Annotated in this window: 22 protein-coding genes and 1 tRNA gene; 14 read left to right on the top strand and 9 right to left on the bottom strand. The window is 73.0% G+C overall.

The features are described 5' to 3' along the window. Nucleotides 1-72 precede the first annotated feature (72 nt). Nucleotides 73-2,832 (bottom strand): hypothetical protein, encoded by a 2,760-nt coding sequence (locus LCN96_RS01625; protein ID WP_225270818.1) that lies wholly within the window; start codon nt 2,830-2,832, stop codon nt 73-75. Between the two features lie 106 nt (nt 2,833-2,938). On the opposite strand from LCN96_RS01625, the gene LCN96_RS01630 reads away from it, so the two are divergent. From LCN96_RS01630 to LCN96_RS01665, 8 genes are all read left to right on the top strand, one after another. After that, nucleotides 2,939-3,838, top strand: coding sequence for a glycoside hydrolase family 16 protein (locus LCN96_RS01630; RefSeq protein ID WP_225270819.1), 900 nt, complete (start codon nt 2,939-2,941; stop codon nt 3,836-3,838). A gap of 136 nt (nt 3,839-3,974) precedes the next feature. Further along, nucleotides 3,975-4,439, top strand: a complete 465-nt coding sequence (locus LCN96_RS01635) for a hypothetical protein (protein ID WP_225270820.1) — start codon at nt 3,975-3,977, stop codon at nt 4,437-4,439. Between the two features lie 4 nt (nt 4,440-4,443). Further along, nucleotides 4,444-5,571, top strand: coding sequence for a glycosyltransferase (locus LCN96_RS01640; protein ID WP_225270821.1), 1,128 nt, complete (start codon nt 4,444-4,446; stop codon nt 5,569-5,571). Between the two features lie 37 nt (nt 5,572-5,608). Continuing rightward, complete coding sequence (locus LCN96_RS01645) at nt 5,609-6,865, top strand: glycosyltransferase (RefSeq protein WP_225270822.1); 1,257 nt, start codon at nt 5,609-5,611, stop codon at nt 6,863-6,865. Next, nucleotides 6,855-7,907 carry a glycosyltransferase family 2 protein gene (locus LCN96_RS01650; RefSeq protein ID WP_225270823.1) on the top strand — a complete coding sequence of 351 codons (1,053 nt, stop codon included), beginning with the start codon at nt 6,855-6,857 and terminating at the stop codon, nt 7,905-7,907. The genes LCN96_RS01645 and LCN96_RS01650 overlap by 11 nt, the downstream gene beginning before the upstream one ends. A gap of 2 nt (nt 7,908-7,909) precedes the next feature. Then, complete coding sequence (locus LCN96_RS01655) at nt 7,910-10,180, top strand: hypothetical protein (protein ID WP_225270824.1); 2,271 nt, start codon at nt 7,910-7,912, stop codon at nt 10,178-10,180. Beyond that, entirely contained in the window at nt 10,177-11,070 is an 894-nt protein-coding gene (locus tag LCN96_RS01660; RefSeq protein ID WP_225270825.1) for a glycosyltransferase family 2 protein, read from the top strand. The genes LCN96_RS01655 and LCN96_RS01660 overlap by 4 nt, the downstream gene beginning before the upstream one ends. Next, complete coding sequence (locus tag LCN96_RS01665; protein ID WP_225270826.1) at nt 11,067-13,418, top strand: glycosyltransferase; 2,352 nt, start codon at nt 11,067-11,069, stop codon at nt 13,416-13,418. Before LCN96_RS01660 ends, LCN96_RS01665 begins: the two co-directional genes overlap by 4 nt. Here the strand turns inward: LCN96_RS01665 and LCN96_RS01670 are convergent. Then, nucleotides 13,399-14,247 carry a glycoside hydrolase family 16 protein gene (locus tag LCN96_RS01670; protein WP_225270827.1) on the bottom strand — a complete coding sequence of 283 codons (849 nt, stop codon included), beginning with the start codon at nt 14,245-14,247 and terminating at the stop codon, nt 13,399-13,401. The two genes, LCN96_RS01665 and LCN96_RS01670, sit on opposite strands and share 20 nt — an antisense overlap. A 221-nt stretch (nt 14,248-14,468) precedes the next feature. Further along, nucleotides 14,469-15,695 carry a serine hydrolase domain-containing protein gene (locus LCN96_RS01675; RefSeq protein WP_225270828.1) on the bottom strand — a complete coding sequence of 409 codons (1,227 nt, stop codon included), beginning with the start codon at nt 15,693-15,695 and terminating at the stop codon, nt 14,469-14,471. A 184-nt stretch (nt 15,696-15,879) separates the two neighbouring features. Between LCN96_RS01675 and LCN96_RS01680 the strand changes: the two genes are divergently transcribed. Next, nucleotides 15,880-16,557 (top strand): GbsR/MarR family transcriptional regulator, encoded by a 678-nt coding sequence (locus LCN96_RS01680; protein ID WP_225270829.1) that lies wholly within the window; start codon nt 15,880-15,882, stop codon nt 16,555-16,557. Nucleotides 16,558-16,648: 91 nt separating this feature from the next. Then, nucleotides 16,649-17,287, top strand: coding sequence for a class I SAM-dependent DNA methyltransferase (locus LCN96_RS01685; RefSeq protein WP_225270830.1), 639 nt, complete (start codon nt 16,649-16,651; stop codon nt 17,285-17,287). A gap of 60 nt (nt 17,288-17,347) precedes the next feature. Here LCN96_RS01685 and LCN96_RS01690 read toward each other — a convergent pair whose 3' ends face one another. Both LCN96_RS01690 and LCN96_RS01695 read right to left on the bottom strand, forming a co-directional pair. Continuing rightward, nucleotides 17,348-19,270, bottom strand: coding sequence for a right-handed parallel beta-helix repeat-containing protein (locus tag LCN96_RS01690; protein ID WP_225270831.1), 1,923 nt, complete (start codon nt 19,268-19,270; stop codon nt 17,348-17,350). A gap of 122 nt (nt 19,271-19,392) precedes the next feature. Then, entirely contained in the window at nt 19,393-19,791 is a 399-nt protein-coding gene (locus tag LCN96_RS01695; protein WP_225270832.1) for a molybdopterin-binding protein, read from the bottom strand. Nucleotides 19,792-20,054: 263 nt separating this feature from the next. On the opposite strand from LCN96_RS01695, the gene LCN96_RS01700 reads away from it, so the two are divergent. Genes LCN96_RS01700 through LCN96_RS01710 form a run of 3 tightly spaced genes read left to right on the top strand, consistent with a single transcriptional unit; the run spans nt 20,055 to nt 22,616 of the window. After that, entirely contained in the window at nt 20,055-20,672 is a 618-nt protein-coding gene (locus LCN96_RS01700; protein ID WP_225270833.1) for an RNA polymerase sigma factor, read from the top strand. Continuing rightward, the gene (locus LCN96_RS01705) at nt 20,665-21,723 is read left to right on the top strand and encodes a CU044_5270 family protein (protein WP_225270834.1); all 1,059 of its coding nucleotides are present in this window, start codon (nt 20,665-20,667) and stop codon (nt 21,721-21,723) included. Before LCN96_RS01700 ends, LCN96_RS01705 begins: the two co-directional genes overlap by 8 nt. Further along, nucleotides 21,720-22,616 (top strand): hypothetical protein, encoded by an 897-nt coding sequence (locus LCN96_RS01710; RefSeq protein ID WP_225270835.1) that lies wholly within the window; start codon nt 21,720-21,722, stop codon nt 22,614-22,616. Before LCN96_RS01705 ends, LCN96_RS01710 begins: the two co-directional genes overlap by 4 nt. 80 nt (nt 22,617-22,696) lie before the next feature. On the opposite strand, the gene LCN96_RS01715 is transcribed toward LCN96_RS01710, so the two are convergent. After that, a complete protein-coding gene (locus LCN96_RS01715; RefSeq protein WP_225270836.1) occupies nt 22,697-22,954 on the bottom strand; it encodes a hypothetical protein in 258 nt (85 codons plus the stop codon). A 53-nt stretch (nt 22,955-23,007) separates the two neighbouring features. On the opposite strand from LCN96_RS01715, the gene LCN96_RS01720 reads away from it, so the two are divergent. Beyond that, nucleotides 23,008-23,811, top strand: coding sequence for a helix-turn-helix domain-containing protein (locus tag LCN96_RS01720; RefSeq protein WP_225270837.1), 804 nt, complete (start codon nt 23,008-23,010; stop codon nt 23,809-23,811). Between the two features lie 5 nt (nt 23,812-23,816). On the opposite strand, the gene LCN96_RS01725 is transcribed toward LCN96_RS01720, so the two are convergent. The 3 genes from LCN96_RS01725 to LCN96_RS01735 form a co-directional block, all read right to left on the bottom strand. Further along, nucleotides 23,817-24,185: a DUF4345 family protein gene (locus tag LCN96_RS01725; protein WP_225270838.1), complete on the bottom strand. Its 369-nt coding sequence runs from the start codon at nt 24,183-24,185 to the stop codon at nt 23,817-23,819. Between the two features lie 175 nt (nt 24,186-24,360). Beyond that, nucleotides 24,361-24,434 (bottom strand) — tRNA-Pro (locus LCN96_RS01730). Nucleotides 24,435-24,500: 66 nt separating this feature from the next. Then, entirely contained in the window at nt 24,501-25,364 is an 864-nt protein-coding gene (locus LCN96_RS01735) for a metallophosphoesterase (protein WP_225275896.1), read from the bottom strand. Nucleotides 25,365-25,453: the final 89 nt, after the last annotated feature.

The raw sequence follows: 25,453 nt of genomic DNA on the forward strand, positions 1-25,453 counted from the left end.
CATGCGCCCGCACGCGCTGGGCACGCACGCACGCTGGACACACGCGCTGGCACGCGCTGAGGCACGCGCGGGCTAGGGGGTGGCGGATGCGTCCGTGGACAGGGGACGCCGCCAGACGGTCGGCTCGTCGCCGTGCCCGGTCGCCGTGGAGCCCACGCCGACCAGCGTCCCGTCCACCGTGGTGAACGAGGTCAGCCGCTGGTCCCCCGGCCCCGACATGCCCGTGCCGCGCGGCTGCTCGGGCTGCCACGACCGGCCGTCCGCCGAGGTCCACAGCACGACGTCGCCCGGCCTGCCCACGGTCCCGGCCACCACGAAGCCCTCGGGGGTCGCGGCCACGGCCGTGACGCTGGACTGCTCCCCGGCCACCACCGGCAGCGAGATCGGCTGCCAGCTCCGCCCCCCGTCCAGCGAGGCGTACCCGAAGGCGGAGGTGCCCGTCCCGTTCCCGGTGACGGCCGTGCCGGCGGTCACCAGCACGTCGTCGTTCGAGGCGATGTACGGCAGCCAGCCCTCGTTGACGCCGGCCGGGATCGGCAGGCGCACCAGCGACCACTTGCGCCCGTCCGGCGAGATCCACACTGTGGGACGGCGGACGAAGACGCCGCCGTACGCGTTGGGGTCGGTCACCCCGCCGGCGGCCACGAAGCCGAACAGGCCGCTGGTCACCGACTGCATCCACCGCCGGGTCGTCGGCGTGCCGACCAGGTTGTCCGCGCCCGCCGGGGCGCCGCGCTCCCAGGTCTTGAGGTCCGGCGACCACCAGGTGCCCGCGCCGTAGCCGTCCTCGCCGACGATCACGTAGCCGTCGGGGCCGGCGGAGACGCCGCGGGGGATGAGCGGGTTCTTGCCCTCGGGCTGGAAGGCCGGCGCGCCGTCGGCCCGCCGCCAGCTCTCGCCGTCGGCCGAGGTGACGACCAGGGGATGGCCGGGCGCCCGGCCGCTCGAACCGACCGCCAGCCAGCCGGCGAACCCGGGCGCGACGCCGGTCAGCCGCTGCCTGCCCTGGCCGGTCAGGGCCTTGTTCTTGTCCTGGACGTGCTGCCAGCCGGCCCCGTCGGCGGAGGTCCAGACGGCGGCCTCGCCGTTCGCGCCGCCGACCGCCACCACCCGGCCGTCTGCCGCGCCGAGCGCGTCCACGACCTTGCCGCTGCCGGTGGTCTCCGGGAGGCCGGCGGGGACGTCCTTGCCGGCCTTATCGCGCACCGCGAGCAGGGCGCCCGTGGTGCCGTCCGCCGCGTCGGCGCCCACCACGACCGTGTTGTCCCCGGCCACGACGGCGTCACGCACTTCCGCCCCGCTCGAAGCCGCGCTCGAAGCCGCGCTCGAAGTCTCGTCCGCAGCGCCGCTCGGTGAGCCGCTCGGTGAACCGGCCGGTGAACCGGTCGGTGCGCCGGTCGGGGCCGGGCCGGTCGCCGTGCCCGCGGGCTGCCAGGAGCGGCCGTCCGTGGTGCGTACCAGCTGGACCCCGCTGTCGGTCTCGATCGCGGCGACCGCGGCCCCGGACGCGGCGGTCAGCCGTAACACGCGGCGGAAGCCCGGCACCTCGATCTTCGCCGCCGTCGTCCAGCGCACGCCGTCGGGTGAGGTGTAGGTGGTGGCGTCGGAGTCGTTGCGGCGGACCGCGAGCATGGTGGCCGAGGTCGCGGCGAAGCTCAGCTCCGGCTCGTCCGACTCGCCGGGGACGGCGAACGCCTGCCACGTCTCGCCGGCGTCGGTCGAGCGCCAGGTGATGTCGTACGGCTCCGTCGAGCTCTCACCGCGCACCACGATGGCGTCCTTGACGCTGGCCACGTCGGTGAGGGCCAGGGTGCCGCCGGTCGGCGGGTGCAGCCGCCAGCCCGCCCGGCGCTCCCAGCTGCGGCCGTCGGCGGACAGCCACACCACGGGGGCGGCGTCGGTGAAGTCGCCCTTGTCCGAGGTCTGGCCCACGGCGGTGAAGCCCTTGCCGGTCCACGCGACATCGGCGACCCGGTCGCGCGGGCCGAAGGCGAGGCTGGCGGTGGCGTCGGGCTGGCGGGTCCAGGTGGCACCGTCGGGGCTCGTCCAGACGACGGAGCCACCCACGCGGTCGCCGAGCGCGACCCAGCCGGTGGGGCCAGCGGCGAGGTAGCGGGGGATCTCGCCGGCGACGGGCGGCTCACCCTTGGCGGTACGCACCTGGGCGCGGGCGAAGGTGCGGCCCGCGTCCTTGGACAGGAAGAACTCGGTCCGGTAGCCGGAGTCGGCGTCCTCGCCACCCGCGACCACCACCGTGGTGCCCGTGGCGGCGGCGCCGTTGAGCTCCAGTTGCCGGCCGTTCGCGCCGCTCGCCGTGCCCGCCGCGAAGAGGCTGCCCGCCAGCTCCGCCGCCTGCTCGTCGCCCTGGCGGGAGGCCACCAGCACGCCGCCCGCCACGATGACGGCGAGCGCGACGGAGGTGCCGCCGATCAGCAGCGAGCGGAAGCGCTTCTGGCGGGCGTGCGGCATCGGATCGGTCGCGGGGTAACCGACGTCGGGATCGGTCAGCTCGGTGGTCGGCGGCACCGACGGGTGCGACGGCCCTGACAGCGGCAGCGACGGGTGCGACGGCCCTGACAACGGCTGCGACGGGTGCGACGCCGGGCCGGACAGCGGCTGCGACGGCTGGGCCGGTCCCGACAGCGGCTGGGACGGGTGTGACGCCGGGCCGGACAGCGGGTGCGAAGGCTGCGAGAAGGGCTCGGACGGGGGTAACGAAGGCAGGGACGGCCACTCGTTCAGCGGTGACGACGGCTGGGACAGCCCTTCGTTCGCCTGCTCGGGCGAATCGTCCGGCTCGCCCGTCTCGCTCCTCCAACCACCTCCGGTCACCGCAGCCTCTCCCTTTGGTATTCTCCCGGCCAGGACGGAGCCCCTCGCCGGAAGTCATTATTTATGGGAAGCGCGTCGAAACGAAGTCCGAGCGCGAGCCGGCCCGATGACGGCGGCTGACGGCCCGGCCCGTTCCCGCACCTGGATCCTCGCCGCGGCCATCTGCGCCGCCGTGGTCGCGGCCGGCGCGGCAGGGGTGCGCACGGTCGGTGAGACGCCCCCGGGCGGGGCGCGGAGCGGGGCGGCGACACCGCCACCCGCGCAATCGGTCGAGCCGCCTCCGCTGGCGCTGCCCAAGGCGTCCTGGAAGCTGACCTGGTCCGACGAGTTCAACGGCCGGGGCAGGCCCGCCAAGTGGACCGCCCTGTCGGGCACGAGCTGGTCCAACAGGAAGGCGCTGCACTACTACGACCCCGCCAACGCGGTGCAGGACGGCTCAGGCCACCTGGTGATCTCCGCCAAGCGCACGGGCGGCGCGGCCGGGACCGCCTGCTGGTACGGCCCGTGCGACTACAGCTCCGCCCGGCTGGAGACCGGCAAGACCTTCGACCAGGCGTACGGCAGGTTCGCCGCGCGCATCAAGCTGCCGCTCGGCAAGGGCCTGTGGCCGGCGTTCTGGCTCAAGCGCACCGACGCGGGCCGCTCAGGCTCGGCGACGTACGGCGAGATCGACATCATGGAGAACCGCGGCCACGAGACCCACCTCGTCCGCGCCTACACCCACTCCAAGGGCCGCAAGGGCGGTGGCCGGCTCACGATGCCGGAGCGGCTGGACGCCGGCTTCCACGTGTACGGCGTGGACTGGACCCCGCAGAGCATCACCTGGTGGGTGGACGGCCAGCCGTACGCGCAGTACCCGCGCTATCCCGGCTGGCCCTTCGACAAGCCCTTCTACTTGATCCTCAACCTGCAGGTCGGCGGCACCTGGGTGGGCGACCCGAACGCCAAGACGCGCTTCCCCGCCCGGATGGTCGTCGACTGGGTGCGGGTCTACCGCGAGCGCTGAATCGGGTGGGATGTCCGCTTGGAGCGGTCCCAAGGTAACGGTTGTGCCGTCGTGCCGGTCACATACGGAGCGGCAGTCCCATCTGGGACAATAGGATCAACCGTCCCATCAGCATCGAGGTGAAGTCACGCCGTAAATGACGCGATTATTCCCCCGTTTCACCTCTGCAGCGACTGCCGCCCTGCTCGGCGCGGTGGTCGTGGCCGCGCTCGGCCTACAGAGCGATCAGGGACGTCACCTCCTCGTCGAGGCCGGCCTGGCCGGGGCGCCCGCCGGGTACACCGAGCTGGCGTTCGCCGCTCCCCAGGAGCTGCCTGACCGCGTGCCCGCCACGTCGTACCTGGTGCCGCCCTCGTTCACGATCCGGAACGTCACAGGACGGCAGCACGAGTACGGCTGGTCGGTCCACCTGACCGAGTCCGGCAGGTCCCGCACCGTCGCCGGCGGGCGGGTCACGCTGGCCGACGGGCAGCCGGTGACGATCACGCCGCCCACCAAGGCGCTGTGCGAGCCCGGCCCGATCACGCTCAGGGTCCTGCTGGAAGGCGGCGAGGCCATCGCGTTCCGCGCCACCTGCTCCGCGAACATCGACGAGGGGTAGGCGCGTGCCAAGACGGCCTGTGGTGGCGCTGGTCACCGACGCCATCCACCCGTACAGCTTCGGTGGCAGGGAGATCCGCTACCACGAGCTGTACGCGCACCTGACGCCGCACGCCGACGTGCACGTGTTCACCATGCGCTGGTGGCACGGTCCGCGCGTGCGCACGGAGGGCGGCGTCACGTTCCACGCGATCTCGCCGCTGCTGCCGATGTACCGGCACGGGGTGCGCTCGACCTGGCAGGCGCTGGTGTTCGCGGTGGCCTGTCTGCGGCTGCTGCGCCACCGGTTCGACGTGCTGAACGTCGACCAGATCCCGTTCCTGCACCTGTTACCGCTGCGCCTGGTCGCCACGCTGCGCCGGGTGCCGCTGATCGCGACCTGGCACGAGGTGTGGGGGCCGGAGTACTGGCGCTACAGCATGCCCACCGGCTGGCGGCCCGCCTGGTGGATCGAACGGCTGGCGATGCGGGCGCCCGACCGCATCATCGCCGTCTCGCCGGAGACCGCCAGGCGGTTACGAGCCGAGCTGGGCGAGCGGGCCACGATCACGATCGCGCCGAACGGGGTGGACCTCGACGGCGTCGACCAGGCCGCGCCGCACGAGCAGCGCACCGACCTGGTGGTGGTGAGCAGGCTGATGCGGCACAAGGGCCTGGACCTGCTGCTCGCCGCCATCGCCCGGTTACGCGAGCACGGCCGCGCGGTCACCTGCCGGATCATCGGCGACGGCCCCGAGCGCGAGGCGCTGCGCGCGGAGGCCGAGCGGCTGGGCATCGCGCCCGTGGTGGAGTTCCGGCACGACGTCAGCGAGCAGAAGGACGTGTACTCGCTGGTCAAGGCCGGGCGAGTGTTCGCCTTTCCGTCCACCAGGGAGGGGTTCGGCATCGCCGTGCTGGAGGCGATCGCCTGCGGCGTGCCGGTGGTGACCACCTCCGCCCGGGACAACCTGGCCCAGCACCTGGTGCTCCGCAGCCGCCGGGGCATCGTCTGCGACCACACCCTGGACGCGTTCGCCGCGGCCCTGGCCGACGCCCTCGACGGGCCCTCGGACGACGCGCCCGGCGAGCCGTGGGTCGGCGAGTACGCCCTGGACACCATCGCCGCGCACGTGGTGAAGGCGATGCTGCCGTGAGGGCCCCTCACGCCGACCTTCGGGAGGCGATGCTGCCGTGAGGATCCTCTACGTCAGCCCCTACCCTCCCGCCCGCGACGGCATCGGCACCTACACCCACGTGCTCGCCCAGGCCGTGCGCGAGCGCGGCCACGAGATCGCCGTGGTGGCCGCCCGCCCGCATCCCGACGCGCCAGAGGAGGTCGTCGGCGCCCTGGGCGGCGGCCGGGCGCCGCTGCGCGAGGCGGTGGACCGGTTCCGGCCGGACGTGGTGCACGTGCAGTTCGCGGTGCCCGCGTTCGGCACCCGCGCCCCGGCCGTGGCCCGCTGGCTGGCTGCACCCGGCGGCGTGCCGGCGGTGGCCACGCTGCACGAGGTGACCCGCGACACGGCGCTGCTGCGCGGGCCGGGCAGGGCGCTGTACCGGCACCTCGCGCGAGGCTGCGACCGCCTCGTGGTGCACACGCGGCCGGCGCTGGCGACGCTCGGCGCCCTCGGGCTCGACGGCAGGGCCACGGTGATCCCGCACTTCTCCGCACCGCCCCCACCCGCGACCACCACCGCAGCCGAGTTGCGCGCCCGCTTCGGCCTGGGCGACGACGACCGCCTGCTGCTCGCCTTCGGCCACATCCACGTCAGCAAGGGCCTGGACGACCTGGTGCGGGCCGTGGCCATGCTGCCGCCCGCGACGCGGGCCGGGGTCCGGGTGGTGGTCGCCGGCGCGGTACGGCGGCGGCACGGCCCGTTCCGCGCGTTCGAGGCGCGCGACCACCTGCACGAGGCGACGGTCCGCCGCCTGGCGGGCCGGCACGGGGTGCGGGACCTGCTGGTGTTCACCGGCTATGTGCCGGACGGTGCCGTCGCGGCCTGGTTCGACGCGGCGGAGGCCGTCGTGCTGCCCTACCGTGACGCCGAGCAGAGCGGGGTGGCCAACCTGGCCCGTGCCTTCGGCGTGCCGGTGATCGCGACCACCGCGGGCGGGCTGGCAGAGCTGTTCGAGGGCTCACCGTGGGCGGTCCCGCCCGGCGCCCCGGACCGGCTGGCGGCGGCCATCGCCGACCTCCTCGCCTCAGGCCCGCACGCCGAGGACTCCGCACCGGCGGCGACCGCGCCCCGCGCCGAGGGCTCCCCGCCGGCGGCGACCGCGCCGCACGCCGAGGACTCCCCGCCGGCGGCGACCGCGCCGCACGCAGTGAGGGCGACGCGTGCCGAGGACACCGGCCTCGCCACGGTCGTGACGCGCACCATCGCCCTCTACGAATCCGTCCACGCCCCGCTAGCCCACACCCCCGGAAACCGTCCCGATGCCCCCTAGCCTGTCGGTCGTCGTCTGCTCCTACGACGGCGCCGCCCGCCTCGGACGGACCCTCGACGCGCTGGCGGCCCAGACCGTCCACACCGACCTGGAGATCATCGTCGTGGACGACGCCTCCACGGACGCGACAGGGGACGTCGCCCGAGGCCACGGCGCCACGGTCATCCGCCACGACACGAACCGCGGCGCGGCGGCGGCCCGCGACACGGGCCTGCGCGCCGCGAAGGGCCGGATCGTCGCCTTCCTCGACGACGACTGCGAGCCGGGCCCTCACTGGGCGGAGCTGCTGCTCGGCGGCTACGCGGAAGAGGGCGTCGCCGGGGTGGGCGGCCCGATCGTGCCGGAGACGGGCGACGGCTTCCTGCCGCGCTTCCTCGCACGCAACAACCGCCACGAGCCCCTGGAGCTGGACCTGACGGTCAGCGCGGCGCTGCCGTACCGGTTCTGGCTGTACCTGCGGCGCCAGTGGCTGCCGGCCCCGCCGTCGCGCGGCAGGCGGGACGTGCACGCCTTCAGCGGCGGCAACATGTCGTACGAGCGGGAGCGGCTGCTGGCGGCGGGCGGTTTCGACCCCAGGTTCCGGTACGCGGCCGAGGAGGAGGACCTGTCGCGCAGGCTCCGCCGGGAGGCGCCGGGCAGGCTGGTGTTCGTGCCGGAGGCGCCGGTCGCGCACCGGCACGAGCCCACGGTGCGCGGCCTGCTGCGCCGCAGCCTCGCGTACGGCAGGGGCGCGGCGATGCAGTACCGCAAGTGGCCGGGGGTGCGGCCGACGCTGTTCCCGTGGCCGGCGCTGGTGGCGGGCCTGGCCGTGGCGGCCGTCCGCTGGCCGGCGGTCGCGCCCGCCCCGGTGCTGCTGCCTGTGCTGCTCTACCCGGTGGGGCTGCGGCACGCGGCGCGGGGCAGGATCGAGGCGCTCGCCGACCCGTATCTCCGCCTGGCCCAGGAGACGTGCGAAAATATCGGCTTCCTGCACGGTCTGTGGGCCTTCCGCCGCCTGTTCGCCGAGGACAGGGCCGGCCGGGGCGGAGGGCAGAGCACGTGACCATGCGCGAGCAGGACAGGCGCATGCTGCTGTACGGCGCGGCCCTGCTCCTGATCGTCGGGCTGACCCAGGTGCGCCACCTGTGGGCGGCCCAGCTCCTGCTCGTGCCGCTCCTGCTGACCGTGCCGGGCTGCCTGCTGCTGCGGGCCCTGCGCGTGCCAGGCCGCCTGGTGGCGGGCTTCCCGCTGTACGTGCCGGCCGCGTCGCTGATCGTGCTCATGGCGTCCGGCCTCGCGGTCACCCTGCTGGTGCCGCTGGTGGACGGCGGTGTCCTGGACGCGGTGTTCGGCTCGGACGCCGATCCGGGGACGCCGCTGCGGGCCGGGCCGCTGCTCGCCGGGCTCGTGCTGGTCTGCCTGGGGTTGTTCCTGGCCGGGGTGCGGGCGCCGGGGGAGACGGCCGTCCCGTGGCGGTCGCTGCCGCCCGCCGGGTGGCTGGCGGTGCCGATGCTGGTGCCGCTGCTCGCCGCGGCGGGGGCGCTGCGGCTCAACCACGGCCACGGCCCCGAGGTGGCGATCGCCGCCGTGGTCGGCTGCGTGCTCGTGCTGGCCTTCGGCGTCGTCAGGGCCGGCCGGCTCGGCGACGGGCGGGCGGCCGTGCTGCTGTACGCCGTCTCGCTGGCCATGATGTGGTCGTACGCGCTGCGCGGCGAGCTGGTCTACGGCTTCGACATCGCCTCGGAGTACGCCGTCGCCCAGGAGACCGTGACCTCGGGGATCTGGGTGACGGGGCCGCACCCCGACGCGTACGGGGCGATGCTCAGCATCACCGTCCTGCCCGCCCAGTTGCACGCGCTGACCGGGCTGCCCGTCCTGCTGGTGCTCAAGGTCGTCTACCCGGCGCTCTTCGCGCTGTTCCCCGTCGGGATCTTCCACCTGGCCAGGCGTTTCCTGCCGGGCCAGTGGGCGTTCGCCGCCGCCGCGTTCGTCACGGCGCAGGGGGCGCTGTCGCAGCAGTTCCCCGCGCTGGCCCGGCAGGAGATCGCCATGCTGCTGTTCGCGGCGCTGTGCGGAGCCCTGCTCGACGCCCGGCTGCGGCACTTCCCCAAGGCCGCGCTGATGGCCCTGTTCGGGACGGGCATCGTGGTCTCGCACTACACGACCGCGTACTTCACCGCCGTGATGCTCGCCGGGGCGCTGGCCCTGCAGGCCGTGCTGTGGGCGCTGCGGCGGCCCAGGATCGCGCCGCGGGCGGTCGCGGCGGCGCTGCTGCCCGGGCTGCTCGCCGGGGTGCTCTGGTACGTTCCGATCACCCGGTCGACGGCCAACATCGGCGAGTTCCGCACCGCGCTCAGCTCCGAGGGCCTGCGGCTGCTGCCCGGCGCCGAGTCCGCCGGGACGCTGCTGTCGGCCTACCTGCGGGGCACCGACGTGACCCGCATCCCGACCTACCTCTACGCCAAGCGGGTGGTGCCCAAGTACCGACCGCCCAAGGCCACGGTGACGCCCGCCGCCGACGCGGGCGACGCCCGGTGGGAGCTGGGGGACGCGGGCGTGCCCGTGCCGCCGAAGCTCGCGCCGCCGGTGAGCGCGTCGCTCGACCTCGGCGTGCTGCTGATCCAGCAGCTGGCGAACCTGCTCGGCCTGGTCGGCGCCATCGTGATGGCCGTGCGCCGCCACTCGTCGTGGCTGGTGCGGCGGATCGGCGTGCTGGCCGTGCCGATGCTGGGCGTCCTGGTGCTGCTGCGCCTGTCGGGCACCCTGGCCGCGTCCTACAACCAGAGCCGCGCCCAGTTGCAGGCGCTGACGCTGCTCAGCATCGCCATGTTCTGGCTGCTGCACCGCGTCTCGTCGGCCAAGTTCCCCGCCGGGCTGCGCCGGACGCTGTACGGGCTGGCGGGTGCGGCCGTCGTCGTCACCTTCACCACCGGCAGCGGCCTGGACAACGTGGTGCTCGGCGGCGAGCGGGCGACCAACCTGTCCACGCGCGGCGAGGACTGCGAGCGCTACTGCATGTACGAGGCCGAGCTGGCCGGCGCGCGCTGGCTGAAGGAGGCAGCCCGCGGCTCGCCCGACCGCCTCTACGCCGACCGGTACGCGCAGCTGCGCCTGTTCGCCGAGCTGGGGCCGGGCCGGCGGATCCAGACCGACATCACGCCCCTGACCCTGGACCGGCGGGCCTGGGTCTACGCGAGCTGGGCGAACACCGCCGTCGGCCGCGCCAGGTCGCTGTTCGACAACCAGCTCGCGTTGTACGCGTTCCCGTCGGAGTTCATCGAGGCGCACTACGATCTCGTCTACACGAGCGGAGTCACGAAGGTCTTCCACCGATGATCTCTATCGTCATCATCAGCAAGGACGAGCCCGCGCTGGACGGCACGCTCCACGGCGTCGCCCGCGCCGCCGGGGCCGCCGGCCTGCCGTACGAGATCATCGTCGTGGACGCCTCGGCGGGCCGGCTCGACGCCATCGCCGCCGCGCACCCGCACGTGCGGTGGACGGCCTTCACCCCGCCGCCCGGCGTCCGCACCACCATCCCGCACCAGCGCAACGCCGGCGTGCGGGCCGCCGGGGGCGAGATCGTGGTGTTCACCGACGCGGGCTGCCGGCCGCTCGACGGCTGGCTGCGCCACCTCGTCGCGCCGATCACGGACGAGGGCGAGAGCGTCGTGTGCGGCCTGGTCACCGGCCCGGAGGGGCACGACAGCCTCTACGACGCCGACGCCAGGCGCCGGGCCGCCGCCCGCTACCTGCCCGAGTGCGGCACCGGCAACCTGGCCGTGCGCCGCGCGGTCATCGACGAGGTGGGCGGCTTCGACGAGACGTTCGGCTACGGCTCCGACGTGGACTTCAGCTGGCGCGTCCAGAACGCCGGGCACCGCATCCGCAGCGCGGGCGAGGCGGTCGTCACCCACGACTGGGGCGACCGCCGCCGCCGGCTGCGCCGCTCCTACGTCTACGGCAAGGCCCGCGCCCGGCTCTACCTCAAGCACCGCGACCGCCGGACGCAGGTGCTGCGCCGGGAGCCGATGGTCGTGGTGTACCCGCTCTTCCTGCTGGGCCTGCCGCTGACCCTGTGGTTCCCGTTCTACCCGGCGCTGCTGCTGGTGCCGGCCTGGCGCAACCGGCACAACGGCCCGGTGCGGGTGCTGGCCGACCACCTGACGTACGGCGCGGGCGTGCTCGCCGAACTCGCCACCTTCCGGGGTCGCGCCCGCCGATGAAGGTGCTGGTGTTCCCCCGCGACAGCAACCCGTACCAGGACCTGCTGCACGCCGCCTTACGCGAGAGCGGCGTCAGCGTGCGCTACCTGGGCGAGCTGACCTTCTCCCACACGCTGAACCTCCTGCTGCTGCCGGCCGAGCTGGCCTTCCAGCGGCTGACCGGTGCCCGGATCGTGCACCTGCACTGGGTGTGGAAGTTCGCGCTGCCGGGCGGAGACAGGACGCGGCGGCCGGCGCAGCTGTGGTTCGCCGCCGTCCTCGGCGTCATGCGGCTGCTCGGGCTGCGGCTGGTGTGGACCGCGCACAACGTGCTGCCGCACCGGCCCGTCTTCGCCGACGACGCCGCCGCCCGGCGCACCCTGGTCCGGCACTGCGACCTCGTGATCGCCCACCACTCGACGGCGCTGGACCGGCTGGCGGAGCTGGGCGCGGCGCCGTCCAGGTCGGCCGTGATCCCGCACGGCCCCTTCCCCGCGCCGCCGCTGCCGCCGCCGGGCCTGCCGGGGCGGCCCCGCACGTTCCTGTTCTTCGGGCGGATCGAGCCGTACAAGGGGGTCGAGGACCTGCTCGCGGCCTTCATGGCGCTGCCCAGGCGGTTGTACGTGCGGCTCGTCGTCGCCGGCTCGTGCCCGGACGCGGCGCTCGCGGCCCGGCTGCGGGCTGCCGCCGCCACCGACGACCGCGTGGAGCTGCGGCTCGGCCGGGTACGCGACGAGGACGTGGCCGAGGTGTTCGCCGAGGGGGACGTCGTCGTGCTGCCGTTCCGCGAGATCACCACCAGCGGCAGCGCCCTGCTCGCGCTCGCCCACGGCAGGCCGCTGATCGTGCCCGAGCTGCCCGCCCTGGCGGGGCTGCCCGCCGGTGCGCTGGCCGGGTACCGCGGTGGCGTCCCCGGGCTCACGGCGGCGCTGCGGGACGCGGCGGGGTGGGATCCGGCGGCGCTGGCGCGGATGTCGGATGCCGCGCTGGAGCACGTCCACGGCGTCGGCTGGCCCGAGATCGCCCGCGCCACCCGCAACGGCTACGCCACCGTGCTGCGCGAGGCCGTCCGGGGGTCCGGTGCGCGGCCGGGGGAGCGCGTGCGTGCGCTGTTCCGTGACGTGCTGGTGCGCGGGACCTTCCTCCTCCTGGTGAACACGGTGCTGCTCGCGGCGGGCGGCTTCGTCTTCTTCACCCTGGCCGCCCGCAACTACCCGGTCGAGGCCGTCGGCTGGCTGACCGCCGTCACCGCGAGCGTCAACCTGCTGTCCACCGTCGCCTCCCTCGGCCTGCCCACCACGCTGCTGCGCCACCTCGTCGGATCCGGCGACCCGCGCCGCCTGGCCGCGATCGCCGTGGCCGCCGTCGGCGCGATCGGCGGCGTGCTGGCCCTGCTGTGCCTGCTGATCCTGGCGCCGCTGCTCCCCGGCGGCCCCGAGCTGATCCGGCAGCCGGGCACGATGGCGCTGATCACCGCCCTGGTGATGGTCACCGCCGTGGGCGGGACGCTGGACGCCGGGCTGCTGGCGGTCAGGGGCACCGCGGCGCTGCTGGCCAAGAACGTGGCGGGCACCCTGCTGAAGGTCGGCGCGCTGCTGCCGCTGGTGCCGCTCGGGTTCACCGGCCTGATCCTGGCCTACGGCGGCGGCACCCTGCTCGCCTGCCTGCTCGGCGGGGCGGCGCTGTGGCCCCGGCTGCGCCGCGTCGCGCAGCGCGCCCGGCCGGCCGAGCTGCTGCGGCGCTACCTGCCGTTCTCCGCCGCCGGTTACCTGGCCACGGCGCTCGGCATGTTGCCCAGCACCGTGGTGCCGCTGGAGGTGCTGGCCATCCAGGGGCCGCAGGCGGCGGCGTACTTCGCGATCGCCTTCCAGGTGGCGGCGTTCCTCAACTTCATCCCTTCGACGTGCGCGCAGGTGCTGTTCGCCGAGGCGCAGCGGATCTCGCTGCGCCGGTACCTGCGCAGGGCCGTGGCCGGGATCTACGGCCTGCTCGTGCCCGCCGTCGCGGTGATCGTGGCGGGGGCGCCGTACCTCCTGCGGGTGTTCGGGGAGGGCTACGCGGCGCAGGCGGCGCAGCCGTTGCGCGTGCTGGGGCTGGCGGCGCTGGTCGGCGCGGGGAACTACCTGGTGGACACGATCCTGATCAGCAGGGACCGCACGCGCGCGTACGTGCTGATGAACGGCGCCAACGCGGCGCTGGTGCTCGGGCTGGTGGCGGCGCTGCTGCCGTACGGGCTCACCGCCGCGGCCCTCGGCTGGACACTCGCGCAGGGCCTGTCGCTGCTCCTGGGTGTGGGCGTGCTGATCGCCAGCTTCGCCAGCGGCCGGCACGCGAGGGCGGGCACGGAGGTCAGCGCGGCGGGTCGGTAGCGGCGGCGTACACGCGGACGTGGTCCACGATCAGCTGCTGCGGGAAGCGGGTCGTGGCGTCGGGCGGGCCCGGCCAGTCGCCGCCGACGGCCAGGTTGAGCAGCAGGTAGTACGGCACGTCGAAGTCCCAGCCGCCCGGCGGGGCGTCCGCCTTGTGCTCGGTGGCGTAGATCTGCCCGTCGACCAGGAAGGAGATGCGGTCGGGGTACCAGTCGGCGGCGAAGACGTGGAAGTCGTCGGCGAACCTGGCGCCGCCGGGCAGCCGGTAGGTGTTCTGCTCGTCGTAGCCCTGCTCGCCGTGCAGGCTGCCGTGCACGGTGTCCGGCTCGCGGCCGAGGTGCTCCATGATGTCGATCTCCCCGCGCCCGCTGCCCTGCGGGGAGCGCCGCGCCCAGAAGGCCGGCCACATGCCCTGGCCCTCGGGTAACTTGATCCGAGCCTCGATCCGCCCGTACCGCTGCACGAACTTCCCCGCCGTGAACAGCCGGGCGGAGGTGGCCGCGCAGACCCGGGGGCTGCAGTCGTAGGCGCCCGCGTCGTCGGACCGCGCGGTGATCACCAGCCGGCCCCGGCCGTCCACGGCCGCGTTGCGCGGCGTGTAGTACTCCAGCTCGTTGTTGTAGCCGAGATGGTCGTCGACCAGGTTCCACTTCGCCGGGTCGGGCGGCCCGGCGGGCCCGTCGAACTCGTCCGCCCATACCAGCCGCCACCCCGCCGGCACCTGCTCCGGCGTCCGCTCCGCCGGCACCGCCGCGGGCTCGGGCGGGCTCACCGCGTACAGCGTGGCCGCCACCGCGAGGCTGAACGTCAGGACCAGCGCCCCGGCCACCCACCAGCCCGTACGATCGCGGCCGGACGCCGCCCTGGCAGTGTGGGGTGAACGGCTCGCACCGTGGCGGGGATCCCGGTGCCATGCGCGGTCATCGGACACGGACCTCTAACCTCCCGACGGCATGCCTGACATCGTACGGCCATGTGGTACACCAGTCGGGCATTCCGGGCCATCGGCCCACGGCGTCGACACCGCCGCGGGCCGTTCCCCGGGCCGGGTCAGGACCCGCAGAACACCTCCTTGACCAGCCCGTCGAGCAGCCCAGGGAACACCGCGCCCACGTTGACGTCGGCGTCCCCGCTGGTCAGCGAGGCCGTCAGGGTCCTGCTCCCGTCCAGCGAGCTGTACATCAGCGCCCCGTAGCCCCCAGGAGGGCTGCCGTTGTGGTTGACGATGACGCCGGCGCAGTCGGAGCCGGTGTCCAGCACGTACGTGCCGAGCCCGTACCGTCCGAACAGGCCCGCGCTGTCCGGGTGCGGCACGCGCATCTCGGCCAGCAGCGCGGCCGGCAGGAGCCGGCCCTTGTTCAGCGCCGAGAAGTACGTCTGCAGGTCCGCGGTGGTCGACAGGATGTCACCGGCGCCCTCGACCACGGAGAGGTTCTGGCGGGAGACGTCCACCACCTTCCACTCCTCGCCGTCCTGGTAGCGGTAGTAGCCGTGGGCGTGCGGCCCGGGAAGCGTCGTCCGGTCGCCCGGCAGCATGGTGTTCCTGAGCCCGAGCGGCTTCAGGATCCGCCGCTGCAGCTCCTCGCCGAGCGGGCGGCCGGTGAGCTGCTCGACCAGGAGCTGCGCCAGCGTGTAGTTCGTGTTGGAGTAGCTCCAGCCCGCTCCCGGCTCGAACCGCGCGGGCTTGGCCAGCGCGAACCGCACCAGCTCCGCCGGCTCGTAGGAGCGGAAGCGGTTGTCCACCCACTCCTTGCCCGAGGCGGCCACCCCCGGCACGAACACGCCGTCGGGGCCGAGCTCGCCGGTGTAGTTGTAGAGCCCGCTCGTGTGCTGCAGCAGCATCCGCACGGTGATCCGCTCGTCCAGCCCGAACTCGGGCAGGTGGCCGGCCACCGGCTCGTCCAGCCCGATCTCGCCCTCGGCGACCAGCTGCAGCACCACCGTCGCGACGAAGCTCTTGGTGACGCTGCCCGCCCAGAACGACCCGTTCGCCGGGGGCTTCGCGCTCGCGCCCAGCTTGCGTACGCCGGCGGTGCCCACCCACTCGCCCCGCTCGTCGCGCACACGCGCCTGCACGCCGGCGAAACCGGCGTCGACGAACGCCTGGATGGCCCGCTGCACCCCTGGACGCTCCTGGCCGGCCACCGCCGCCGGTGCCACCCGGCTGTCGGCGGCGGCCACCCCGGGCGTCATGACCGCCCCGGCCAGCAGCGCCCCGGCCACCACCCTGCGCAAGCCCCGCAGCGACCTGCCCCCAGTGCGGAGATCTCCGCTCATGCCTGTCCCCTTTTTCGCGATACTACGTGTTCCGTTCGATCTGAAAGCTACGTTGCATTCGATCTACAGTCAACGCGCCGTCATTCATTTCTGCAGTTCAGGCCCCGTAAATTGGCGCAATGACGCTGCGCTCGAACGCAACACCGCTGTTGCAATGAATGGCCGCTAAGGCAACACTTGAGCCATGCCAGGAGGACGACTGACCCAGCAGGACCGCCAGCGCATCGCGGCAGGGCTCACCGACGGGCTCTCCTACCGCGAGATCGCCAGGCGGCTCGGCCGCCCGACCTCGACGATCACCCGCGAGGTCGCCCGCAACGGCGGCCCCACCGCCTACCGGCCCCAGCAGGCGCACCAGTCCGCGCTCCACCGGGCCCGGCGCGGCACCCCCGCACCACCGCGCGCCGTCACCACCCCGACGAAGACCGCGCTGGAGCGGGAGATCATCGAGCTGGCGGTCCAGGCCGGCATGCCGAGGACGGCCGCGCGCGTGCACCACGACCTGATGCTGGCCGAGGACGGCAGGCGCACCGCCGCCGAGCTGGCCCGCCGGCTGAACGTCAGCCCCGCCTCCATCTCCGTGGCCGTGCGCTTGCTGGTCCAGCAGGGCTACGCCCGGCGCGAGCGCGACCCGCACCGCCGCCGCGACGTCTACGTGATCGACGACGACGCCTGGTACCGGGCCATCCTGGTCGGCAGGCAGCAGACGCTGGGGACCGTCCGCGCCTCGATGGCGGTGGCCGAGGCGTACGGGCTCGACAGCCCGGTGGGGCGGCGGCTGGCCAAGACGGCGGCCTTCCTGGAGCACATCTGCCTGGACATGATCGACTCAGCGGACCGCTGGCGGTCCCTCCTGGCATGACGGCGGCCACGGCCCGGACCGCTGGGGTGGACACGCGGACCCAGGTGGAATTCGACGACCTTCGCCCACCGATGAACTACAGTCGTCCGCCATGGCCGAATCCTCCTCCTACCTGACCACGACGGCGAACGCCTACGACGCCGTCGCCGAGCTCTACGCCGACCTCGCCCGCGACTCCCTCGACCGTCTCCCCTTGGACCGGTCGTTCGTCGCCGTGTTCGCCGAGCTCGTCCGGGCCGCCGGCCCCCGGCCCGTCGTCGAGGCCGGCTGCGGCCCCGGCTACATGACGGCCCACCTGCGCGACCTCGGCCTGGACGCCTACGGCGTCGACCTGTCTCCCGCCCTGCTGGACATCGCCCGCAAGGACCACCCGGGCCTGCGGTTCGAGCTGGGCTCGATGGGCGAGCTCGACGTGCCCGACGGCGAGCTGGGCGGCCTGCTCTCCTGGTACTCCATCATCCACACCCCGCCGGCCGAGCTGCCGCCGTACTTCGCCGAGTTCCGCCGGGTGCTCGCCCCGGGCGGCTACCTCCTGCTCGGCTTCTTCGAATCCGAGGGTGATCCGGTGACGGAGTTCGACCACAAGGTCGCACCGGCGTACCGGTGGCCGATCGACGAGCTGGCCGACCTGGGGCGCAAGGAAGGATTTGTCGAGGTGGGGCGGATGTTGCGCGAGCCGCTGGAGGACGAGCGGCTTCGGCGCGGGCATCTGCTGATGCGCAGACCGTAGACGTGAGCGTGCGGGCGGCCTGACAGTCGATGAACAGGGCCGCCCGCCCGGTCACCGCCGTCAGGCCCCAGCGGCGCGGATCGCCAGATCGTCGATCTGGAACGCGGGCCCGGCAGCGCCCGTGTTCCAGACGAACGTCCAGTCAACCCGAGTCGCCCCCGCGGGCGCGGTGAACGTCCCGGCCGCCTCGCTCCACGCGGTCTGCCGATCCAGGACGACGGCATCGGTACGCAGAACCGTGCCCGACTCGTCACGCCACCGCACGTTCCACGTCACGGCGGGCATGGTCCCCACGGCCTCCCGGTACCACAGCGACACCCGGTACCCTGTACCGGCGACCACCCCGCGGTACCCGGGGAAGTTGTCCAGCGCCACCGCGCTGCCGAACGCCGCGGTGCTGGTCAGCTGCAGCGAGCCCGTGCCGCCGTGCGCGCCGCCGGTCTGGTGCGCCACGCCGGCCCCGTACCACGGGAGGTAGGGCGAGGTCGTCGAGCCGGACTCGAAGTCGTGCTCGGTGATCGCCGGCGGGGTGGGGGTGCCGCCGTCGAACGTGCTGCCGGCGTCCTGGCCGTACTGGGGGCCGACCCACTGGCCCGGCGCGACGCGGGTGCCCATGTCGGTGACCATGAACTGCCACGGGCCCGTGTAGGTGTTGTGGTGCCAGGAGTTGTTCGACTCGTGGACGATCGACTTCTGGATCACATCGCCCTTGTACGGGGACCAGTCCGGATAGGTGCCCCAGTTGGACAGCAGCGCCATGTGCCCGCAGTACTGCGTCGGGCAGCCGCCGTTCACGGCACCGGGCTCGAAGGCGAAGGTGTTGTGGTGGATGTCGACGTTCTTGGTCCACCAGCGGCAGTCGGTGTAGAGCGGCTGACCGGCGATGGCCGGAGCCGAGCACTGTGACTTGTCGGTCGGCCCGACGATCATCGTGCAGTCGCCGGTCGTCGAGGCGGGGCTGTTGCAGAACCGGTCGGCGTTCGCCCACGCGGTGATCCCGCCCCAGTTGTTCTCCAGCAGGTTGCCGGTGATCTCGATCTTGCTGGTCCGCGCCTGCAGGCGGGGCTCACCGTCCGCCTCGGACAGGTAGATCGCCGCCTCGGGGAACGGGTCGCCCTTCGCCGCCCGCTCGGCGCCGGACTCCCAGGCGTTGCCGCGGATGGTGTTGTTCCGGATCACGGCGTTGTAGCTGATCTCGTAGAAGATGCCCAGCGACTCGTTGTCCTCGATGAGGTTGTCCTCGATGAGGAAGTCGTTGTTGTTGGTGTCGGCCCAGACGCCCGGCCCGTGGTTGCCGTGGACCCAGTTCCCGGTCACGTCGGCACCGTTCACCGCCCAGAACTTCATCCCACCGGTGCAACCGCACCCCGGCTCCTGGTGCTCCCAGTCGTCGGTGTTGTTGCCGGTGAACTCGTTGTCCGCCACGACCAGGCCGGTGATGGTGTTGCCGGACTTGTACGCGTTCAGGCCGTACTGCCCGTTGTCCTTGAAGCAGTTGCCGCGGATCTGGTTCCTGGCCCCGGCCATCAGCCCCGCACCGGAGTTGTCGCGGATGGTGTTGTGCTCCACGACCCAGTCGTCGCCGGAGTCGTGGTTGACCACGCCCTCGTCGCGCGGCGCGACGAACCCCGTGATGGTCAGGTGCTTGATCGTGACGCCGGTCGCCTGCTGGGTGAACGCGTACCGGTTCAGCCCCTGCCCGTCCAGCACCGCGCCGGGCGCGCCGATGAACGTCGCGCCGTCGCCCGGCATGATCTGGGCGTACTGGTCGGTGCCCAGCGTGTGGGTGCCGGTCTCGAAGTAGTAGGTGGTGTTCGCCCGGCGCAGGTCCACGCCGCTGTTGTCACCCGCGGGCACCACCACCGCGCCGGCGGGCGGCGTGGCCGGGCCGTTCAGGGACGAACTGCCGCAGACCGCGGCCTTCGCAGCCGTCGCACCGGCCGCCTCGCCGCTCGCCGGCGTCGCGCCCCCCATGACCACCATGCCTAAGACCGCTAACGCCACCGGCCAAGATCTACGCATGCCTGTCGCCTCCGATTTTCGCCATGCCTTGACCGCACTTGACCGTCGGCCGTCGCCACTGTAGCCACCGCCGACCCTCAAGATCAAAGACGGTAAGCCCGGATGACGGTCTGCTCGACGCTGTTGCCCGAGGTGTCGACGGCCTTGACCCGCAGGGAGGCGAACCCCTCCGCAGCCGGGTGGTCCACGGTGACCCGGCCCTTCCGGACCGGGGCCGGCCTCCAGGTGGCGCCGTCGTCGAAGGAGACCTCCACGGTGAGGTCGCGCACCTCGTCGGCGGCCGAGCCCCGCTGGCGTTCCACGCGAACCGGTATGCGGTACGCCTCACCGCTGGGCGCGGTGTTACGGGCATCCAGCGCGGGGGAGAACCGGACGACGGAGACCGGCAGGGGGCTGTCGTCCTCGGTGTGCTCGGAGCGGAAGGTCCAAGCGGCCGTGTTGCGGGTCGTCAGGGTGGCTGGTGCGCCGAGCTCGGCCTCCACGACCAGCCGGTAGTCCGCCGCGCCCGGTGGGACGCGGAGCCCCTTCCCGCCCAGTCCGGACTGTTCGGCTATCAGGACGCCGTCGCGGTAGAGCGCGACGCGTGCCCGGGTGGTGGCCGACCAACGCCGTCCCGGTCAGGAGGCCGGAGACCGGTATCCCGATGATCCGCCGCGCATGACGGATCACCCGTACTCCGCCGCGAGAGCCGGCCGCTTTCACGGGGAGCGTGAAAGCGGAGCGCCTCACCGGATGAGTAGGGGATGTGACTGCCAATTCGACGGCTCCGGATCTCGCCGATCCACGGGGGACGATCAGCGACGAGGCTCTGGTGGAGCAGTCGCGCCGGACACCGGAACGGTTCGGTGAGATCTACGACCGGTACGTGCGCGAGATCCACGCCTACCTGGGCAGGCGGCTCGACCGGCAGGCCGCGGACGATCTCACGGCCGAGGTGTTCCTGGCCGCGTTCAGGAAACGCGCGACCTTCGATCCCCGGCGCGGCGCGGTCCGTCCCTGGCTGTACGGCTTCGCGAGCAACGTGATCGCGCTGCACCGGCGCGCCGAGGCCAGGCGGCTGGCGCTGCTGCAGCGCGGCGCCGGCGCGGACGACGGCCCCGAGCACGGCCACGAGGATCGCGTGGTCACCCGTGTGGACGCCATGAGCGCACAGGGGCGGCTCGCGGCCGAGCTGCGCGCGCTGCCCGACGGCGACAGGGACGTGCTGCTGCTGAGCGCACTGGGCGAGCTGAGCCATGAAGAGGTGGCGCAGGCGCTCGACATCCCGTACGGCACCGTCGGATCCCGCCTGTCCCGGGTGCGCAGAAAGCTTCGTGCCGCCCTGGGCGGCGTCAATCCGTTGCTTGGAGGCTCTGATGGATGATTACCGGGCGGTGCGGGACCTGCTGCCCACGCCGCCGTTGTCGCCCGAGGTCGAGCAGGCCGGCCGCGAACGGCTGGCCGCCGCCTTCGCTCAGGGACGGGTGCGGCGTGGCCGCAGGGCCGCCAGGTGGAGCGCGCTGGCGCTCGGCCTGGCCGGTGCCGCGGCGGCGGCGGCGATCGCCATCGCGCACGTCGCGCCCGCCGGCGTGCCCGCCCCTCATGGCGTGCCCGCCCCTCATGGCGTGCCCGCCCAGCCTGACGGCAAGCGGTTCCTGCTGGTCGCGGCCACCTCAGCGGCCACCATGCCCGACGAAGGCGCGTGGTGGGGCAGCACGGAGGTCCACGGCCGGCAGTTCCACGAGCCCGGCGGACGGTACGTCCTGCGTGAGAGCGAGTCGGTCGAGACCTGGATCCCCGCGGACCCCGAAGGGCGCACCTGGTACCGCCAGATCCCCCAGGGGATCGGGCCCGCCACGCCCCAGGACGAGGCGGCGTGGGTCGCCGACGGCTCGCCCACGTCCTGGACGTACGACAAGCCCTCGGAACTCGGACGCTCCGGCGTCGTCCGGTCCTCACCCGGTGAGCGGCGGACCTGGTCGACCGAGGACTGGGACTTCCGCATCCTCACGGCGGGCAAGCCCCTGACCAAGATGCGCGAGGTGCCCGACACCCCCGAGGGGCTGAAGGCGTTCTTCGCCGCCGACGACCGTACGACCATCGACACCGCGGCGCGGCTGCTGTTCTTCGCGCCGGTGACGAGCCAGACCAGGGCCGCCGCGTACCGGCTGCTGGCCTCCATGCCCGGGGTCACCGCCGTCGGGCAGGTGAGCGATGCGCTGGGCCGGGCCGGTCAGGCGATCGAGTACGAGTCCGGCGAGTTCGCCACGCCGGGCCATGCGGGGGTCACCAGGACCCGGCTGGTGATCGATCCCGCCTCCGGCAGGCCCCTTTCCCTCGAAGTCCGCTCCGCCGCGGATGGCTCGCTCCTGACGTACACCGCGATCCGGGACAGCCGCTGGGCGGATGCCAACCCCTTGAAGGAGAACGAATGAGATTCACTCTTGCCGTTGCCGCTGGGCTGCTGTTCGCCGGGATGGCCGCCGTTCCCGCGTCCGCCGACGCGCCGAAGGCGGCGTACTGGCGGGTCGAGACGACCTTCACCACGACGCACCCGCGCGCGGTCGGCAGCGGTTACCACCTGACCCAGCGCAGGGTCAGCATCGAGTGGCTGTCTCCTGCGGGCAGGAGCTGGAGCGGCTTCCGCGAGCTGGGAGCCAGGCCCGCGACCAAGAAGGACGAGGCGGCCTGGCGCGCCGACGGATCCCCGACCACCTGGGACTACCGTACGGAAGGCATGAAGATCCACCTGTCCACCCGGCCGGGCAAGGGCTCCGTGCAGGCGGCCGCGGGCAGGCCCGACGGGTTCCGGCTGGGCGAGAGGTACGTCACGTACCAGCAGCTCCAGGTGCTGCCGACGGAGCCGGAGACGCTCAGGAAGCAGCTGACCGCCGAGGTCAACGCCTGGATCGACGAGGCCGCCGAGGAGGCGAAGAGCACCGCCCCGAAGGCTGCGAAGAACGACTGGCTGGTCAACCTCGACCGATATGTCGCCGAGCGGGCGGTCGAGCTGCTGTACGTGAACCCGGCACCGGACAAGGTCAGGGCCGCGGCCTACCACGTCCTCAAGACGACCAAGGGTGTCAGCGACCTCGGGCGGAGCAAGGATCCGCTGGGGCGCGCCGGTCAGAAGCTCGCTCTGCCCGTCTCGTCGGGCAAGGGGCCGGTGCTCAGGCAGCAGCTCCTCGTGGACACCACGACCATGACCCTGCTTGCCGAGTACACCGACCTCGGCAACGGCGGCAAGAAGGTGCTCGGCAAGTCCGGCGTGAAGACGTTCGAGGCCGGCTGGACGGACGACAAGCCCGCCGTTCCGGACGCGCGCTGACCCGAGCGGGAAAGCGGCCGGCCGGTCGGCGGTGAACGGCCGTTCACCGTCGACCGGCCGTTCACCCGCTGGCTGGCCGTTCATCCGCCAGTCGGCCGCTCACCCGCCTGCCGGTCGTTCACCCACGGGTCGGCGGACGGGTGGTCCACACGCGGTGGTCCATGCGCGGGTGAGCACGGCGGATGCCGCAGCAGCAACGTGCTGGTCACGTCGGCGTCCACGACCCCGTAGGCGGTCGCGAGCCGGGACGGCGCCAGCGCGACGACTCCCGGCACGAGATTCAGCAACCCCACGGCGATGAACAGCAGCATCCCCGTGATGCGGGCGACGGAGCGCACCGTATCCTCCTTCAGACGTTCTGGGCGTTCCGCTCAGCCTGCAGGAGACTCCGATGCCAGCGCTTCCACGAATCCGCCGCCCCCCAGCCGGGGCCGCGGTGTGGTTGTGGCCGGGCCGCGCCCTGTACGCCGGTCCGTCGCTACGGCTGGGCCCGCACTCCGGCGCGGTCGCGTGCCTGGCCGTGGGCGTGGACGCACCCTTCACCGTCCAGCCCCTCACCGGCGGCGAACTGCGGGCCCGCACCGCGCTCATCGCCCCCCGGGTACGCCACCAGCTCACGACGTCCGGCGACCACATGCTGTTCCTTTACCTCGAACCCGGCTCGGCAGACGACAGAGCCTGCCGCACCAGCTTCACCACCAACCAGGACCAGATCCTCGTCGAGCACCGGCACGAGCACGACCTGCTCACCGACGCGGCGCGGTTGTCCCCACACATCCCCGTCCCGCAGGTCACCGCGTGGATCACCAAGGCCACCGGCCACACCAGGACGTCGTACCCCGACCCCCGAATCACAGCCGCGACCCGGCGGCTCATCGACGCCCGCCAGCCGCTGCCCGCCGCCCCACTGGCCACCGAGCTGGGCATGTCGGAGTCCCGCTTCCTACGCCTGTTCAGGGACGGCACACAAACGTCATACCGCCGCTTCCGCCTGTGGGCGCAGATGCACCGGGCCGCACGGTCCCTGGCGGCGGGCCACAACCTCACCCGGGCAGCGGCCGACGGCTACTTCGCCAGCCCGTCCCACTTGAGCACCGCCTTCCACGCCATGTTCGGCCTCACACCCACCGCCCTGCTCTCCCAGAACCTGACCATCCACTGCCTGGACGACCCATCCCTCGACGCCATCCCCTGACGCCGTCACCTGACGCTCGCCAGCAACGCACCTGAGGCGACGACCTCCACCCAGAAATAGCACCAGACCGGATAGAACCCCGCCGACCGCTCAACCACCCGCCCCACCAACCGCCCGAAAGCCATCCCCAACAGGGCCACGGCCACGGTGATCACCACCCCCGTACGCATCCCGCCCACGTCGGCGAGCGCCACCAGCAACACCCCACCGGCGGCCACCCCGAACCCGCCGTACACCGCCCGCACCTCACTGCGCGCCTCGGCCGAGTCAGCGACCATTCGAAACGGCCTGATCAGCGCGGCAGGCGCGACCAGCCCGAACACCCCCATCCCGAAAAAGAAGACCGCCACCACGGTGATCACCACAGCCTGCACGACAACTCCCCTGACCTGACGACAGTGGACGAGGCGCCCAGCATGCCTCCGCCGCTCCGCGCAGCGCTTCCACGAACCTGCCGCAGTCGTCAGCAGGGCCAGCAAGATGGCTTCAGAAAACGGAAAAGGGCCCGACCCGCTGCGCGGATCAAGCCCTCTACCTGGTCTTGCTGTGTCGGGGTGGCGGGATTTGAACCCACGACCTCTTCGTCCCGAACGAAGCGCGCTGCCAAGCTGCGCTACACCCCGGCGCACACACCCGTCGTGTGCGTGCTTGAAAAGTCTAGCGGACTTCCAAGGTGCTTGTGACCGCCTTTATCTCCGGGGCACCAGCGTCAGCAACGTCGCCTCCGGGTAGCAGGCGAACCGCACGGGCGCGTACGGCGAGGTGCCGAGGCCGGCGGAGACGTGCAGCCAGGCGGAGTCGTGCCGGCTGAGGCCCTTGACGCGGGCGCGGTCGATGCCGCAGTTGGTGACCAGGGCGCCGTAGAACGGGATGCAGAGCTGGCCGCCGTGGGTGTGGCCGGCCAGCAGGAGCTGGTAGCCGTCGGCGGCGAAGCGGGTCATGTTGCGGGGCTCGGGGGAGTGCATGACGCCCAGGCGGAGGTCGGCGTCGGCGGGGGCGGGGCCGGCGACCAGGTCGTAGCGGTCGCGGGAGATGTGGGAGTCGTGGATGCCGGCCACGGCCACGTCGAGGTCGCCGACCTTGATGCGGGCCGTGGTGTTGTTCATGTCGAGCCAGCCCTCGGCCGCCATGCCGGCGCCGAGCTCCTCCCACGGCAGGGAGGGCACGTGCTGGCGGTGGTCGTTCTTGGACGTGCGCCACAGGTAGCGGGCCGGGTTCTTCGGCACGGGGGCGTAGAGGTCGTTGGAGCCGTACACGAACAGGCCGGGGCGCGACAGCAGGGGCTCCAGGGCGTGCAGGAGCGAGGGGACGGCCTCGGGGTGGGCGATGGAGTCGCCGGTGTTGACGACGAGGTCGGGCTCCAGGGCGCCGAGCGAGCGGACCCAGTTGATGAGCATCGTCCGGCGCGGGGTCAGGTGCAGGTCCGACAGGTGCAGGACGCGCACGGGACGCTGGCCGCGCTCCAGCACGGGCACGTCGAAGCGGCGCAGGCGGAACCAGTTGCGCTCCACCACGGAGGCGTAACCCAGCCCGGCCAGGCCGAGACCGAGCATGGACAGGGGGACTGCGACGGCTTTCCTCACCTCTTCATGATGCCCGAGATCCGGCGTGACATCGGCAGGACGGAGACGGGAGGGTCCGC

The sequence above is a fragment of the Nonomuraea gerenzanensis genome (genome assembly GCF_020215645.1).
Lineage (GTDB): Bacteria > Actinomycetota > Actinomycetes > Streptosporangiales > Streptosporangiaceae > Nonomuraea > Nonomuraea gerenzanensis.